The organism is Novosphingobium sp. BL-A-28-Hi1-0D, assembly GCF_055521755.1.
On record NZ_JBVFVV010000002.1, the window covers coordinates 19,710 to 34,452 of the forward strand.

General features: G+C 65.4%; 15 protein-coding genes. 7 read left to right on the forward strand and 8 right to left on the reverse strand.

The window, feature by feature from the left end:
• Positions 1-5: 5 nt before the first annotated feature.
• Genes dmpG through ACZ1JW_RS17745 form a run of 4 tightly spaced genes read left to right on the forward strand, consistent with a single transcriptional unit; the run spans position 6 to position 2,960 of the window.
• Entirely contained in the window at positions 6-1,043 is a 1,038-nt protein-coding gene (gene dmpG / locus ACZ1JW_RS17730; RefSeq protein WP_465142985.1) for a 4-hydroxy-2-oxovalerate aldolase, read from the forward strand.
• 60 nt (positions 1,044-1,103) lie between these two features.
• Complete coding sequence (locus ACZ1JW_RS17735) at positions 1,104-1,877, forward strand: SDR family oxidoreductase (protein ID WP_465142986.1); 774 nt, start codon at positions 1,104-1,106, stop codon at positions 1,875-1,877.
• A gap of 11 nt (positions 1,878-1,888) precedes the next feature.
• Positions 1,889-2,419 carry an SRPBCC domain-containing protein gene (locus ACZ1JW_RS17740; protein ID WP_465142987.1) on the forward strand — a complete coding sequence of 177 codons (531 nt, stop codon included), beginning with the start codon at positions 1,889-1,891 and terminating at the stop codon, positions 2,417-2,419.
• 7 nt (positions 2,420-2,426) lie between these two features.
• Positions 2,427-2,960: a nuclear transport factor 2 family protein gene (locus tag ACZ1JW_RS17745; protein ID WP_465126617.1), complete on the forward strand. Its 534-nt coding sequence runs from the start codon at positions 2,427-2,429 to the stop codon at positions 2,958-2,960.
• 16 nt (positions 2,961-2,976) lie between these two features.
• Here ACZ1JW_RS17745 and ACZ1JW_RS17750 read toward each other — a convergent pair whose 3' ends face one another.
• Both ACZ1JW_RS17750 and ACZ1JW_RS17755 read right to left on the reverse strand, forming a co-directional pair.
• Positions 2,977-5,754, reverse strand: a complete 2,778-nt coding sequence (locus ACZ1JW_RS17750) for a DUF3857 domain-containing protein (RefSeq protein WP_465142988.1) — start codon at positions 5,752-5,754, stop codon at positions 2,977-2,979.
• 94 nt (positions 5,755-5,848) lie between these two features.
• Positions 5,849-6,598, reverse strand: a complete 750-nt coding sequence (locus ACZ1JW_RS17755; RefSeq protein WP_465126619.1) for a 3'(2'),5'-bisphosphate nucleotidase CysQ — start codon at positions 6,596-6,598, stop codon at positions 5,849-5,851.
• Positions 6,599-6,671: 73 nt separating this feature from the next.
• On the opposite strand from ACZ1JW_RS17755, the gene ACZ1JW_RS17760 reads away from it, so the two are divergent.
• Complete coding sequence (locus ACZ1JW_RS17760) at positions 6,672-7,784, forward strand: helix-turn-helix transcriptional regulator (RefSeq protein ID WP_465142989.1); 1,113 nt, start codon at positions 6,672-6,674, stop codon at positions 7,782-7,784.
• A 90-nt stretch (positions 7,785-7,874) separates the two neighbouring features.
• Complete coding sequence (locus ACZ1JW_RS17765; RefSeq protein ID WP_465142990.1) at positions 7,875-8,681, forward strand: nuclear transport factor 2 family protein; 807 nt, start codon at positions 7,875-7,877, stop codon at positions 8,679-8,681.
• Here ACZ1JW_RS17765 and ACZ1JW_RS17770 read toward each other — a convergent pair.
• The 6 genes from ACZ1JW_RS17770 to ACZ1JW_RS17795 all read right to left on the reverse strand — a co-directional run bounded on the left by ACZ1JW_RS17770 (position 8,667) and on the right by ACZ1JW_RS17795 (position 13,236).
• Positions 8,667-9,344 (reverse strand): SDR family NAD(P)-dependent oxidoreductase, encoded by a 678-nt coding sequence (locus tag ACZ1JW_RS17770; protein ID WP_465142991.1) that lies wholly within the window; start codon positions 9,342-9,344, stop codon positions 8,667-8,669. The genes ACZ1JW_RS17765 and ACZ1JW_RS17770 overlap by 15 nt on opposite strands.
• 16 nt (positions 9,345-9,360) lie before the next feature.
• A complete protein-coding gene (locus tag ACZ1JW_RS17775) occupies positions 9,361-10,137 on the reverse strand; it encodes an SDR family NAD(P)-dependent oxidoreductase (protein WP_465126623.1) in 777 nt (258 codons plus the stop codon).
• Complete coding sequence (locus ACZ1JW_RS17780) at positions 10,134-10,703, reverse strand: carboxymuconolactone decarboxylase family protein (RefSeq protein WP_465142992.1); 570 nt, start codon at positions 10,701-10,703, stop codon at positions 10,134-10,136. The genes ACZ1JW_RS17775 and ACZ1JW_RS17780 overlap by 4 nt, the downstream gene beginning before the upstream one ends.
• A gap of 40 nt (positions 10,704-10,743) precedes the next feature.
• Entirely contained in the window at positions 10,744-11,523 is a 780-nt protein-coding gene (locus ACZ1JW_RS17785) for an SDR family NAD(P)-dependent oxidoreductase (protein ID WP_465142993.1), read from the reverse strand.
• 144 nt (positions 11,524-11,667) lie between these two features.
• Positions 11,668-12,141, reverse strand: a complete 474-nt coding sequence (locus tag ACZ1JW_RS17790) for a nuclear transport factor 2 family protein (RefSeq protein ID WP_465142994.1) — start codon at positions 12,139-12,141, stop codon at positions 11,668-11,670.
• A gap of 15 nt (positions 12,142-12,156) precedes the next feature.
• Positions 12,157-13,236: a Rieske 2Fe-2S domain-containing protein gene (locus ACZ1JW_RS17795; protein ID WP_465126627.1), complete on the reverse strand. Its 1,080-nt coding sequence runs from the start codon at positions 13,234-13,236 to the stop codon at positions 12,157-12,159.
• 332 nt (positions 13,237-13,568) lie between these two features.
• Between ACZ1JW_RS17795 and ACZ1JW_RS17800 the strand changes: the two genes are divergently transcribed.
• Entirely contained in the window at positions 13,569-14,735 is a 1,167-nt protein-coding gene (locus tag ACZ1JW_RS17800; protein WP_465142995.1) for a sulfotransferase family protein, read from the forward strand.
• The last annotated feature ends 8 nt before the right edge of the window (positions 14,736-14,743 follow it).

Below are 14,743 nucleotides of genomic sequence, written 5' to 3' on the forward strand. Positions count from 1 at the left end.
GGACAATGACTTCCACCTTCAACGTCGAACGCGGCGACAAGCTCTACATCCAGGACGTGACGCTGCGTGACGGCATGCACGCCATCAAGCACATGTACGGGATCGACCACGTCCGCGCGATTGCCTCGGCCATCGAGAAGTCCGGCGTCGACGCCATCGAGGTCGCCCATGGCGACGGCCTCTCGGGCGCCAGCTTCAACTACGGCTTCGGCGCGCACACCGACTGGGAATGGCTCGAGGCCGTGGCCGACGTGCTCGACAAGTGCGTGCTGACCACGCTGATCCTGCCCGGCGTGGGCACGGTCGAGGAACTGCGCCGCGCCTATGACATCGGCGTCCGCTCAGTCCGCGTCGCCACGCATTGCACCGAGGCAGACGTTTCGAAGCAGCACATCGGCATCGCCCGCGATCTTGGCATGGACGTCTCGGGCTTCCTGATGATGAGCCACATGATCGAGCCTGACGCGCTGGCGCAACAGGCTCTCCTGATGGAAAGCTACGGCGCGCAGTGCGTCTATGTCACCGACAGCGGCGGCGCGCTCGACATGGACGGCGTGCGCGCCCGCTTCGAAGCCTATGACCGCGTGTTAAAGCCCGAAACCCAGCGCGGCATGCACGCGCACCACAACCTCGCATTGGGCGTGGCCAATTCCATCGTTGCCGCGCAGTGCGGTGCGGTGCGCATCGACGCCAGCCTTACCGGCATGGGCGCAGGCGCAGGCAACGCCCCGCTCGAAGTCTTGATCGCAGCCGCAGACCGCAAGGGCTGGAACCATGGCTGCGACGTGATGATGCTGATGGACGCCGCCGAAGACTTCGTCCGCCCCTTGCAGGACCGCCCGGTCCGCGTCGACCGCGAGACGCTCGCGCTCGGTTACGCCGGGGTCTATTCCAGCTTCCTGCGCCACGCCGAAAAGGCCGCCGAGACCTACGGCCTCGATACCCGCACGATCCTCGTCGAACTCGGCCGCCGCAAGATGGTCGGCGGACAGGAGGACATGATCGTCGACGTCGCGCTCGACATGCTCAAAGCACAAGCCTGACCTGAAAAGAACATCCGGCGAGAGGGCAAGAACGCCCCCGCCCAACCCGGGAGAGAAGCAATGATCCTCAAGGACAAAGTCGTCATCGTCACCGGCGCAGGGCCGGGCATGGGTCAGGCCGCCTGCCGGGGTGCGGCGAAGGAAGGCGCAAAGGTCGTCGTCACCGCCCGCTCCAAGCAGGCCATCGAGGACGTTGCACACGAGATCGTGGCGGCAGGCGGCGAGGCCATCGCCGTCCCGCTCGACGTGACGCAGATGGACCAGTGCCAGGCCGCAGCCAAGGCCGCGCTAGACAAGTGGGGCCGCATCGATGGTCTGGTCAATTCGGCCTATTACCACCCCGATTGGGCGCCCCTGATCGAGCACGACATCGAACAGGTCCTGCGCGCCTATGACGTCAACGCCGCCGGGGCGCTGCGCATGTCGATGGCGGTCTATCCGGCGATGAAGGCGCAGGGTGCAGGTTCCATCGTCAACATCTCCACGCTCTGCACCCGCAAGCCGATGCCCGGCGAAGGCGGTTACGGCATGGCCAAGGGCGCGCTCAACCACATGACCCGCCACCTTGCGGTCGAGTTTGGCGGCACCGGCATCCGCGTGAACACCACGCTTATGGGCTGGATGATGGGGGCCCCGCTGCAGGGCTATGCCGACAGCCTCGGCAAGGAAGCAGGGGAAGCCTTCCTCCGTCAGCGCGGTTCGGAAATCCCGGTCGGCCACATTCCTCCCGACAAGGACTGCGCCAAGGCCGTGCTGTTCCTGCTTTCGGACTACGCGTCCGAAATCACCGGCGCGATGCTCGACGTCAACGGCGGCGACTGGGTCGCAGCCTGAGGAGAAAGTCCATGCAACTTGAATGGATGAAGACCGCCAAGTCACTGACGGAAGACCCGGTCGAGGGCTTCGATCCCGATGCGGTTACCGAAAGCGAAGTCTTCGAGATCGCCGCGCCTGCCCGCGTGGTCTGGTCGATCCTCACCGATCTTCCGAACTACAGCGCATGGAACCCCTTTTGCATCCGTGCCGAAGGCAAGATCGAACTCGGCCACGCGGTGGTGATGACGCTGATCAACTATGCGGTGCCGGGCACGCTGTTCCCCAACTGCGAATTCATCAGTTCCATCGTGCCGGAGCGCCAGATCTCTTGGGACTTGCCCAACGATCCGGCCTGGCCCTACCCCGCCCGCCGCGATCAGGTGATCGAACCGACGGGCGATGCCTCCTGCCGCTATTTCTCCACCGATGCCTTCCTTGGTGTAAACGGCATCCACGTCTTCCGCTTTGCCGGCCCCTGGGTAAAGCGCGCATTCGACGATACCGGCCGCGCGCTCAAGGCCCGTGCCGAGATGCTCTACGCGCAAGAACAGAAAGCCTGATCCCGCAATGCCTTATACGCTTCAGCAGCTCTCCGACATGGAAGAGATCAAGGTGCTCAAGCACCGCTACTTCCGCGCCATCGACACCGGCGATTTCGCCGCCCTGCCCGCGCTGTTCACACAGGACATTGCCTGCACCTACAACGGCGGCACCTACAAGGTCTCGCTCTCGGGCCGCGATGCCATGGTCGAGTTCCTGTCGAACTCTTTCCATTCGGGCGCGCTTGCCATGCACATCGGCATCATGCCCGAGATCAACGTGACCGGCGACAACAGCGCCACCGGCCTGTGGTATCTGCAGGACGTGTTCATCGACCTCGAGAAGGACGCCCACACTTTCGGCACCGCGATCTATACCGACGCCTATCGCCGCGAAGGCGGGGTCTGGAAGATCGAATCCACCTATTACGACCGCGTGATCGAAGTCCTGCGCAAGTTCAGCGAGATGAAGGGCAAGCCCACCGTCCAGCGCCTCGCCACCACCGGACGCAAGCCGCACGAACGGACCGACATCAGCCACCTCATCCACTGGGACGAGTGACGGCGAAGGCCGCGCGCTACTTCAATCCGTAGCGCGCATATTCCTCGACCAGCCCGGGCATGACCTTGCGGAAATAGGCAAGGTCAGCCTTGGCCTCGGGCTTGCCGAGACCATTGGCCACCCATGCCCGAACGTACTGGGTCGAGACCTGCCCAGGCGAAAGCTTGAGCGCGGCCTCGGCATCGACCAATGCATTGGCCAGATTGCCCTTCGCGATCCATGCCATCGCCCGGCTGTCGAGCACGGCAGAAGCGTTGGAGGCGCGCTCCACCGCCTGGTTGCACACATCCATCATCCCCTCGATGCCCACGCGGAACCGCGCCCGGTACCAGCACGAGGCGTTGAGCAACGAGGTATCGCCCGGCTTCTCGTCGATCAGTCCGTCGATTTCCTTGAGGCCCTCGGCCACCTTGCCGCTACGCGCCAGCACATCGGCACGGATCTGGACGACCGAAGTATGCTCGTCGCCCATGTCGTCGTACTCGGTCAGCAGGTCCAGCGCCTCGTCGGTCTTTCCGGCAAAGCCCAGCAGGTCGGCCAGAGGCAGCGCGGTATCGATCGAAGGCGAAAGCTTCAACGCCTCGCGCAGGTCGGCAATCGCAGCCTCGGTCATCGCCAGCTGCTTCTTGAGATAGCCGCGCCGCACGTGGTTGCCGGCATCAGGGCCCAGCGTGATGGCCTTGTCGTAATCGGCAATGGCACCCTTCAGGTCATAGGTCCCGGCGCGGAAGCTCGCCCGCGCCACCAGCGCCGTACCCTGCTCCGCCGCCGGATCGCGGGCGATGGCAAGCGCATAAGCTTCCTCGACCGGCGCGATCCGCACACGGTAGGCCGGGGCCTGATAGCGCCAAGCCCGCGCTGCAGTCACCGGAGCGATAAGGAACGGGACGGTATTGCGCAGCCGCAGCGCCTTGGCTTTCTCGGCCGGTATGTCCGCCGCAGCCAGTTCCCCGCCCAGTGCCGAATGCTCCTCGCTCACCACGAACCGCGCGCCGTCGAGCAGGCCCTTGCGGACGACCGTCGTCCCGGCAAAGCTCGCCTCGTAATCCGCCTTGCCGCCGGGCTTGTATCCCGGCTCGTCCGCCGGAAGCAGCACTTCCACGTCCTCGCGCGTGCGTCGCGCTGCTCCGAGATCGACCGGCAGCGCCTTCCACGCCGCGCGGCTGCGGTCGTAATCGAGCGAGAGGTTGGCACTCGAAAGCGCCCCCATATCCATCCGCTTGGTGCCATCGCGGGAGACGAACTGGGTCGTGACGATGCCTTTGACAACAGCAGTGGCCGTTCCCGTCTCCGGATCGAACGTCATGCTGCCGTCGGTCACCAGCCCGCCGTTCTTTGAAAGCGTGCCGAACATCGACCCGGCAAAGGCGTCGATCATCTGCTTCTTCTGCTCGGCACTGGCCTGCCCGAGCGCCGCACCCAGGTTGCTCCCCAGCATTCCCGAAAGCGTCGTCGTCGCCGTGACCAGCGCCGGAATGTCCACCCCGGCGCGCTGGTCGATCACCATCTTGACCACCACCATCGGCACTTCCGGCACGCGCGGCGCAATGGCGATCAGGCCAGACCCTTCCGCCCGAATCGGCAGGGCATGGCGGAACGGCGGCGTATCGCCGATGGTGGCAAGGCGTGTGCCCGTAGCCGTCCCGTCGAGCCAATAAGTCACGCCGCCGATCTCGGCCCGCACGATCACATGATCGAAGGCCGCGGGCATCGGCAGCGAATCCGGCACCGCATCCCCGGTCTGGCTATTGACCGCCACGACCTCCGCCTTGATCCCCAGCGCTTCGAGCAACGAAAGCAGCAGCAGCGACTTGGCCTTGCAATCGCCAAAGCGCGAAGTCCATGTCTCGGCAGGCGCCTGCGGCACGTAGTTTCCGCCCGACATGCCGTTCATCAGGTAGCTGACCTGATCCTGCACCAGCCGAGTGGCGAGCGCGGCGCGGGTCAGCGGGTCCGGGCTTACAGCGGCGATCTTCGCCACTTCCACCGCCAGCTGGCTGCCCGCCGGAATGGCATCCTTCGTGGCATAGAGCGGCGCGAATACGCGCGAGACTTCTTCCCAGCTGGCAAAGTTGGTCGCCTCGATCGTCGGCCCGCGCGTGAAGCGTGAAGGCACGCCCGCTGGCATGTCCTCGCGCTTGGGCAGTGGCAGCGCCACGCTCACCGTGTGCCACCCATTCTTCACCGTCTCGCTCACCGTGCCGACGGCAGGCCCCGCCTGCCACTTGACGCCTGCGCCCTCGGGCCAGGAAACCGTCGTCCGGGCAAAGCCTGCTTCCACAGGCAGCGTCAGCAGCGGCGTGTCGATCTGCACCTTGCCCTGCAGCGCCTTGTCGCGCGTGGTCTGGCTGTAGGCGATGCGCAGCACGTCGCCCACTTGCAGCCCCGGAATGGCCAGCGTCGCGGTCAGCTGCCCGTCGATCTGCCGACGTTCAAGCCCGGTCTCGCGCCGCAGCACCTGATAGCGCGCGCCGCCCTTGATCACGTCGATCACCTTGCCTGCGCGCAGGATCTCGACACGGTGGACCGTAAGGTCGCCCTTGTCGGGCATCCACGCCGCCGTGCTGGTGCCGCCCTGCGTCAGCGATTCGGGACTGGCGAGCTTGTAGGCCGAGTCAACATAGACCGTCAGCGTCTCACCCTCGATGCGCTCCTGCACATCGAGCAGGGCCAGCGCCGTGTTGGACGCTGTATCGATCTTGGCCGCGTCGCGCACCTCGGCCCACTTCGGCGCGGGACCATAGAGCACGGCTTCCCCGGCAAGCGCGGGTGCCGTTGTGGCAAGCAAACCCATGATGACCGAAGCGTATCTTCTGCCCACGCAAACCCCCTGAAAGCAAGGGACTTACCTGCCCGCGATCATGGCCGCTGGCAATCGGCGTTCAGGCCTAGGCAGGCAAAACAGCGATCCGGGAAAGCACCATTTCGGCATGTTCCTTCCGGCAGATCAGCAGGTCCGGCATGTAGGTATCAGCCTGATTATAGACCAGCGGACTGCCGTCGATGCGGCTGCAGTGCAGCCCGTGTGCCAGCGCCACGGCGACCGGCGCGCAGGAATCCCATTCGAACTGCCCGCCCGAATGGAGATAGATGTCGGCATCGCCAAGGATCACCGCCATGGCCTTGGCCCCGGCGCTGCCCATCGGGACCAGCTCTGCCCCGATCGCCTCGGCCACGGCCACGGCCTCGCGCGCCGGACGGGTGCGACTGATCACCATGCGCAGCGTTTCCGGCGCTGGCGGAACGACTCGCGGCTGATCGGTGCGCAGCACAACGCCAGCGCCCGGCAGCGCGACCGCGCCAACCGTAGCAACGCCATCGATCGCAAGGCCCACATGCACCGCCCAGTCGACCCGTGCCTCGCCATATTCGCGCGTCCCGTCGACCGGATCGACGATCCACGTACGCGAGAACTGGAGGCGGTCGAGATTGTCCTTTTCCTCTTCGGACAGCAGCCCGTCTTCGGGCCGCTGTTCCCGCAGGGCATGGACGAGGAACTGGTTGGCCGTCGCATCGCCCGCCTTGCCCAGCGCCTTAAGGCTCATCATCCCGCTGTCGCGCACCGTGATCAGCAGCTTGCCCGCAACGTCCGCCAGGTGGGCGGCAAGTTCTGCATCGGTCATAACGGCATCGGTCATTTTGGTCCCCTCAGGCTCGGCTTGCAATTCACCGCTCTGCCCCTAAACCAAAGCTCCCATATGGGAGGAAAAGGTGGCGTTCAATCACAGTGACCAGCAGGAGCTGTTCCTGCCTCTGGTCGAAGGCGTGCACGAAACGCCGCCGTGGGGCGCGTTCATGCGCAATCTCGTCGCGCGCACATATGCCCGCCGCGCCTTCCTGATCATCACTCTTGCCAGCGCGATGCCGACGCAGGAGCCGACCGTGATCCACGTCTCGGCCCCGCGCGCGGTCAACGAGCCCCCGCTCGATTTCCGCCGCCTCGACAGCCTCGGCCTCCACCCCTACGGCCAGCTCCGCCCGGGCCGCGTCTATGGCATCGACGAGATGCTCGATTTCGACAACCCGGAGCGCCTCGCCTTCCAGCGCGGAGCGCTGGCCGAAATGGGCATTCGCTATGGCCGCTGGCTGCGCGTCACCGCTGGCGGCGCGGCCGATGCCTGGCTCCTGCTGGTGCGCGAACGCGAGGACTTCTCCTCGGGTGCCGTGTCCACCCTCGCCGCCATCGGCCCGCACCTTGCCGCCGCCCTGCGCACGCTCGCCGCGCTCACCCAGCAGCGCCTGCAGACCGCCATGGCGCAATCGGCGCTGGCGCGGCTTGGCGTGGGCCAGATGGCGTTCGACGCTGGCGGACGAGTCATGGCGGCTGACCCGGTGGCCGAACAGCTCCTGTCCTTCACCACCACGCCCGAACCGCGCGCCGGTCGGCGTCTCCAGTTGCTGCCATCCGTCTCGTCCGCGCTCGAACAGGCTTGCGCCGCCATTGCCGAAGGCCGCTCCGACGGCGGCAACGTCCTCCTGCTCGACCCGTCACGCGACTTGCACCTGCTCCTGCGCAAGGCGGACCTCGCCCTGCCCGAGCCCCGCGCCTTGCCCACGGCAATCGGCACCCTGCGCACCGGCCACCGCGAGGACGAGCGGGCAGGCGCACAGGTCTTGCGCGGCATCCACGGCCTGTCCGACCGCGAGGCCGCGCTTGCCGAAAAGCTCAGCCGGGGCGAGACCATCATCGACGCCGGCCGCACCCTGCGCCTGACCGACGAGACTGCCCGCAACTACTCCAAGCGGATCTACGCCAAGACCGGCACACAAGGCCAGGCAGACCTCGTCAGGGAGATCCTCAGCGGATTGGCGCCCCTTGCCTGACCTTGCGCGTACAATGGCCTGCGCACTATCCCGTTTGCATTCTGCGTAGAATTGCACTCTAATGGCTGCGCAAAAAATGGGAGAGTCCGCATGATCAAGGCCATCGCGCTGTTGCGCCGCAAGCCGGGGCTCACCCGCGAAGAGTTCATCGCCTACTACGAAACCCGCCACGCACCGCTGATCCGCTCGCTGCTGCCCGGCATCGCCGACTATCGCCGCAACTATGTGGACCGTGCTGGCGCGTTCGAAAGCGCAGTGGCCGCCATCGATTTCGACAGCGTCACCGAAATGCGCTTCGCCGATCGCGCGACCTACGACGCGTTCCTGGCCCGCGCCGCTGACACCGAAGTGGCCCGCCGCATCGCCGAGGACGAGGAAAACGTGTTCGACCGCGCCGCAACGCGCATGTTCGTGGTCGACGAGACACCGTCGGTACCACCTGCCCCCGCAATCGACGAACTGCTCGCTGAGCGCGCCATCCGCGAAAGCCTTGCCCGCTTCGCCCGCGTGCTCGACCGCAAGGACTGGGCCGCGCTGCCCGATGTCTTCGCAACCGACGTGACGTTCGACTACGGCCTCGGTGAACAGGCAGGCCTTGAGGCGCTGACCGCCAACATGCGCCGCTTCCTCGATGTCTGCGGCCCCAGCCAGCACCTGATCGGCAGCATCACCGTCAGCGTCGATCCCGGCCACGCAGCAGCCACCAGCTGCGCCTACGTGCAGGCACGCCACCAGCGCCCCGCCGACAGCGGCGGAGTAGTGTTCGACAGCAATGGCGAATATGTCGACCGCTGGGAAAAGCGCGGCGAATGCTGGCGCATCGTCCGCCGCGACGCGCTCTGGCAGACCCAGAGCGGCGATGCGGCAATCATCTGGAGCGGATCAGCCCCCGCGTGAGACCGGGATCAGCGCGCCCGAAATTGCCCGCGCCGAAGGCCCGGCAAGAAACACGATGACCTTGGCCAGCGCTTCCGGGCTGACCCATTGCGAGAAGTCGGCATCTGGCATGTCGGCGCGATTCACCGGCGTGTCGATCACGCTTGGCAGCACCGCGTTCACCGTGCAATCGGTGCCCGCCAGTTCCACGGCAAGGCTCTCGGTCAGCTTGTGCACGGCCTGCTTGGACGCGGCATAGGCCCCCATCCCTGCGCCCGCGACCAGCGCCGAACCAGCGCCGATGTTGACGATCGCCGCACCCTTCGCCGCGCGCAAAAGCGGCAAGGCGGCAGACGTCATCGTCACGCAAGTCGTCGCGTTCATCGCGAACATCCGCGCCCAGGTGCCCGGCGCCTCGTTGCCAACCGTCTCCCAGGTAAACCCGCCTGCAACATTGACGAGCACGTCCACGCCGCCCAGCGCCGCCCTGACCTGCTCGACCGTCGCCGCAGCCTGCGCCGCATCGGTCAGGTCCACCCCGCCAAGATCGAGCCCGCCGGGATTGGCGTCTGCCGCCGAAGGCACAAAGTCGATCCGCGCCACCCTGTCACCATTGTCGCGGAACGCTTGCGCCACCGCGCGGCCCAGCACGCCGAATCCGCCCGTCACGATTACCGAACGCATCTGTCTTGAAACTCCTTCAGGGCCGCTGCGAGTGGCGGATGCCGCCATCGACCACGATCTCGGTCGCAGTGATATAGCTGGCCTCGTCTGACAAGAGGAAGCGGATCGCCGTTGCGATCTCCTCCGGCTTTCCAAACCGGCCAAGAAAGATGCGCGGGCCGTAAAGCTGCGCCATCCCGTCACGCATCTCGCCAAGGATCGGCGTGTCGATCATGCCGGGACTCAGCGCATTGATGCGGATGCCGTCGAGCGAAAGTTCGTCAGCCATCGCCCGCACCAGCGAGATCACCGCACCCTTGGCGGCAGTATAGATCGGGATCATCCCGTTGCCGAACCAGGCATTGATCGAGGAAATGGCGACGACTGACCCACCGGCATGGGCCTTCAGGTCCTCACGGAAGGCCTGAACCAGCTCGATCACCGCGCGCACGTGCAGCGCCATCCCGGCATCGAAGTTCTCGGGCGTCACACCGCCGATCCCGGTCTGCACCGCCGTGCCCGCGCCGTGGACGATGCCGCCCACGCTGCCGAGCGCGGCGCGCGTCTCATGCGCTGCCGGGGCAACGGCCTGCGGATTGCGCAAGTCCACCACCAGCCCGATTGCGGTCACGCCATGGCGCGCAGCGATCTCCGCCGCTGCCGCCGTCACGCCCTCGGCATTGATGTCCCACAAGGCCACAGGCCGGCCCACTTCGGCCAGCGCATGGGCCGCGGCCAGGCCGATGCCCGATGCGCCGCCGGTAATGACGACGCCGGTCCCCGGCGCGCCGAGCCTTTCATCGCTCACGCTCATGCTGCTTCCTTGCTTGGCCCAAGGCCCGCAAGGCACACGGTATCAAACCCGAGCACGTGCGCGACCCGGCCCAGCCCTGCCCAGGCCGCAGTGCAGTGCGCCAGATCGACGATCTCGGCATCAGTGAAAGCAGCGTTCATCCGTGCCCAGAAGTCCTCGTCGCCTGCCAGCGCCTGCGGCTCCGTCCCGAACCGCTCGGCAAATTCGATCGCCAGCCGCTCACGCTCGGAGAACACCGGCGAAGTCCGCCACTCGGCAATCGCTTCATAGAACACCTCGTCCGGCGCGGGGCCGTTGTCGGTCACCAGCTTCTGGTTCGGATCGCCCGCAACGCTGTAGAGCTGCGGCACGTCGCGCTTGGCGCGAAGGTCCTTGCACACCATGCAGCCGTTGATCTGCGCCGTGCGCATCCGGGCGCCTTCGAACACCCGCAAGGGCAACGCGCTATGGCGATAGACCGCCGCAGCGAAGTCGCTGCTCGCGCCGACGATGGGCACGGCATGCGTCTTTGCCGTATAGCCGAAAGGATTGGCCTGCTCTTCCTCGGGAATGTCGATCCGTGCCATCGCGATTGTCTCCTCTGCCCTTATGGTTGTTCTTGCAGCCTCACATGCCGGGCGAGCCGGGGAAGCCCATGTAGTATGTGCCCACGGTCATGCCGCCATCGACCACGATTTCCGCGCCATGCATGTAGGAGGAATCGTCGCTCGCCAGGAAAGCACTGGCCGCCGCCACTTCCTCAGGGCCGCCGATGCGCTGCAGCGGCACGTTGGCATAGCCCTTGTCCACTTCCTCGCGCGGGGCGGCATTGTGGTTGGACATCACCGTATCGACCCCGCCCGGATGGACAGAGTTCACCCGCACGCCCTTGTGGCCCAGTTCCATCGCCGCCACCTTGGTCAGCCCGCGCACGCCCCACTTTGACGAGGCATAGGCAACAAGGCTGTTCGCCCCCTTCATCCCGTCCACTGACGAGACGTTGACGATAGAACCCTTGCCTCGCGCAATCATCCCCGGCGCCACCGCCTTGATGCCAAGGAACTCGCCGACAAGGTTCACGCCCAGCACGCGCTCGTAATCGGCCTTGGTCGTCTCAAGCAGGCTCTTGAACATCAGGATGCCGGCATTGTTGACCAGCACGCTCACCGGTCCAAGATCGGCCTCGACCGCCAAGACGACCGCAGCCCAGTTCTCCTCGTTGGTCACGTCCAGCCGGTAGAACCGCGCCGCATCGCCCAGTTCTGCCGCCAGCGCCGAACCTTCGGCTTCGAGCACGTCGGCAATCGCCACTTTCGCACCCTCGGCCACGAAGCGCCGAACCGTCGCCGCCCCCATCCCGCGCCCACCGCCGGTGACGATGGCAACCTTGCCTTCAAGCTTTCCCATGATCTCTCCCGTTTATCTCTTCGTTCTCATGTGCCGGTGCCCACCCCGCTGCGACATCCTTCGACAAGCTCAGGATGAGCGGAAGGTCTCACCCTCTTTACCCCCCTCCCGCAGGCGGGAGGGGTTGGGGGTGGGCATTGGCGCTCACGCCCCAAGCTCCGGCACGGCGAGTTCTGGAGGAGGCCCCATCGGCGGCACATTGTGCGTCCAGCCCATCTCCTCGTAGCGCTCGGCAATGCGCCAGCCATCGGCCGTGCGCACCAGCCGGTCGCGATACCAGAGCCCGATGAAGAACACCTGTTCCATCCCGTCTTCTGCCCTGTGCGTCATCGGGTTGAACAGGATCGTCCGGCTGCGCGCCTCGTCGCCTGCCAGCTCCAGCTTGGTCGTCGCCACCATGTGCTGGAACATCGGAAAACGCTCGAGCGCCACCGGCAGCCACGCCTTGATCTCAGGCAAAGTGCCCTTGGCACCACCCGTCTCGGTGTAGTCGATCCGCGCATCGGGCGTGAACACCGTGTCGAGCGCGTCGAAATCGCGCTCGTCGATGGCAAAGCTGTAGCGCGCGAACAGGTCCTGTATTTCGATCCTGTCCGAAATCTCCTGCAGCGAGAGCACGTGCCGGACTCCCCCTCAGGCGACCTTCTGGCCCGGCCGCTTGTCGAGCGTCACATGCAGCCCGTTGACGCGGTCCTGAATCTCGGGCGCTTGCCCGCGCGGGTTGTAGAACTGGCGGTACCACAGGCGCACCTTGGCGTAGGGGCCGTCCTTGGGGATCGCCAGCGGGTTGATGCAGGCGCGCTTGTTCGCCCAGATTTCCACGTCCTGCGCAAAGGCAAGGCGGCTGCCCTCCTGATAGGCCAGCGCCATTTCGCGGTCTTCCTTGGTCGTCTCGCGGCTGCCGTCATGGACCTTGACCATCAGCGCATGCCAGCACCGCGAAACTCCGTCCTCGATCGGCGTATTGGCGATCATGATGAAGCTGTCGAACGTGCCCGCCATCTCGGACTGGAGGAAGCCAGGACCTTCATACCAGGTGTCGAGCACCAGCGCGTCTTCCGGATTGGCGGTCAGCGTGCGGTGCCCGGCGCTGTAGTACTGGTGCAGGTGCGGCCCCATGAACTCGTTGGCGAAGTACTGCCAGTCGGTCGCCCCGTGGATCGGCACGAAGTGGCCGAAGTCGGCCATGTTGTCGACGATCTCGATGCCATGGCTGTTCAGATCGCCCATATAGTCGATCTTCCATTCGACCCAGCCCGGCTCGCCATAGTGGCCACCAAAGTTGGCCAGCTCGACATCGGGCTCGAGGCCTTCGGGATCATGCCACATCCACACGATCCCGGCGCGCTCGATCACAGGGTATGTGCCAAGCTTCGCCGCCTTGGGAATGAAGTCCGAGTACGGAATGTGATTGCACGCGCCATCGGTGCCATAGCGCCAGCCGTGGAACGGGCAGCGGATCGACTCCCCTTCGACATGCTCGCCATCGCGCACGATATAGGAGGTGCTGTTCTTCGCCAGATGCGCGCCCATGTGCGGGCAATAGGCATCAACGACATAGGCCTTGCCGCTCTCGCCGCGATAGATCACCAGATCCTTGCCGAAATAGCGGATCGGCGCGGGCGTGCGCGTGGCGTCGGCAGAGGTGCCGATCATGAACCAGCCACGCGGGAAATCGAACTCACCCAGGCCATACTCTTTCGAGGTTGCCATCTGCATCACTCCTGTAACCGGTGCGCCGCTTCTGATTGGCTGCGGCAGCGCATTTAGTGGTCGTTCACCCGAATCATACGCGATTTGCGAATTTCAAACGGGCTCACCGTGCCGTACGAAGATGGCACGCCTTTCGCCCGAGGGCAAGAGACCCGATAGCGCCGTGCTGCGTTGACAGGCGTCAGACAACTTACGCAAATCGATTGTTTGAATGAGAATTCACCAATGATTGCGTCTCGATTTTTGGTTTGCAGTTTGCACCATCTCATGGCAACAATCCGAAAAATGCGTATCGAAACGCTCGCGTTCCTACGCACCCCGGGAGAGACCGAATGACCGATACTGCCCTCCGGTTCGACCGCGAAACTCTGCTTGCCGCAGCGCGCGAACGCACCGGCCTGACCGACTTCGGCGACACCTGGTTCTTCGAACCGATGGACCGCTACATCGCCGCCGCCAATGCGCAAGGGCGGCTCACCGAGGCCGGCTTCGGCGGTCAGACCGAGGCCATCGTCAAGGGCCTCGCCTCCCGCCTGCGCATGATCGAGGACATCCGCCTCCACCCCGAAATCCTCGACGAGAAGGTCGAAGTCGCCGCGATCATCCTTGGCCTGCCGCGCACCGGCAGCACCATCTTCCACCGCCTGCTCGCCTCCGCCCCCGGCATGACCGCGATCCGCTGGTACGAAGCGCAGAACTACGCCCCGCTCCCCGGTGACGAGCCCGGCAACCCCAAGGCCCGCCGCGCCTATGCCGAAGCGATGATCGAAGGCTGGCTCAACCTCTCGCCCGAACTCGCCTCGATCCACCCGCTCGATCCTGATGCGCCGGACGAGGAGATCATCATCCTCGGCCAGCTGTTCATCACCACCATGGTCGAGGCGATGACTTTCGTCCCCGACTTCGCCGCATGGCTCAATGGATACGACCAGTCGCAGGGCTACGAGGATCTCAAGATCATCCTCAAGTACCTGCAATGGCAGGACCCTTCGCGCCGCGGCCGCAAGTGGGTGCTCAAGAGCCCGCAGAACCTGCCCTACACCGAAGTCATCGCCAAGGCCTTCCCCCAGGCGGTGCTGGTCATGACCCACCGCGATCCATTGGAAGTCGTGCCCAGCTACGTCTCGATGGAAGCCGCGCTCTACAAGCTCAACTCCACCCATTCCGACGAGGCGGTAGGCGCTTTCTGGTTCCCTCGCCTCGCCGAATGGATGCACCGCTTCGAAGAGGCCCGCGCCCGCATCGGCGAGGACCGCTTCATCGATATCGACTACCGCGAAGTCGCCCGCGAACCCCTCGCCCAGGCCACCCGCGTGCTCACCCACATCGGCATCCCGGTGGACGATCAGGTCGAAGCCGCGCTCGCCGAATTCATGGCCGGCAACAAGCGCGAACAGCGCCCGATGCACGACTACTCCCTCGCCCGCTTCGGCCTTGACGAAGCCACCGTGCGCGACGCCTTCACCAGCTACCGCCAACGCTACATCACCAAGGACTAGACTTGCCC

Coding starts and splice junctions, on each gene's coding strand:
- dmpG (WP_465142985.1), top strand. CDS start 6: ATGACTTCCACCTTCAACGTCGAACGCGGCGACAAGCTCTACATCCAG.
- ACZ1JW_RS17735 (WP_465142986.1), top strand. CDS start 1,104: ATGATCCTCAAGGACAAAGTCGTCATCGTCACCGGCGCAGGGCCGGGC.
- ACZ1JW_RS17740 (WP_465142987.1), top strand. CDS start 1,889: ATGCAACTTGAATGGATGAAGACCGCCAAGTCACTGACGGAAGACCCG.
- ACZ1JW_RS17745 (WP_465126617.1), top strand. CDS start 2,427: ATGCCTTATACGCTTCAGCAGCTCTCCGACATGGAAGAGATCAAGGTG.
- ACZ1JW_RS17750 (WP_465142988.1), bottom strand. CDS start 5,754: ATGGGTTTGCTTGCCACAACGGCACCCGCGCTTGCCGGGGAAGCCGTG.
- ACZ1JW_RS17755 (WP_465126619.1), bottom strand. CDS start 6,598: ATGACCGATGCCGTTATGACCGATGCAGAACTTGCCGCCCACCTGGCG.
- ACZ1JW_RS17765 (WP_465142990.1), top strand. CDS start 7,875: ATGATCAAGGCCATCGCGCTGTTGCGCCGCAAGCCGGGGCTCACCCGC.
- ACZ1JW_RS17770 (WP_465142991.1), bottom strand. CDS start 9,344: ATGCGTTCGGTAATCGTGACGGGCGGATTCGGCGTGCTGGGCCGCGCG.
- ACZ1JW_RS17775 (WP_465126623.1), bottom strand. CDS start 10,137: ATGAGCGTGAGCGATGAAAGGCTCGGCGCGCCGGGGACCGGCGTCGTC.
- ACZ1JW_RS17780 (WP_465142992.1), bottom strand. CDS start 10,703: ATGGCACGGATCGACATTCCCGAGGAAGAGCAGGCCAATCCTTTCGGC.
- ACZ1JW_RS17785 (WP_465142993.1), bottom strand. CDS start 11,523: ATGGGAAAGCTTGAAGGCAAGGTTGCCATCGTCACCGGCGGTGGGCGC.
- ACZ1JW_RS17795 (WP_465126627.1), bottom strand. CDS start 13,236: ATGGCAACCTCGAAAGAGTATGGCCTGGGTGAGTTCGATTTCCCGCGT.
- ACZ1JW_RS17800 (WP_465142995.1), top strand. CDS start 13,569: ATGACCGATACTGCCCTCCGGTTCGACCGCGAAACTCTGCTTGCCGCA.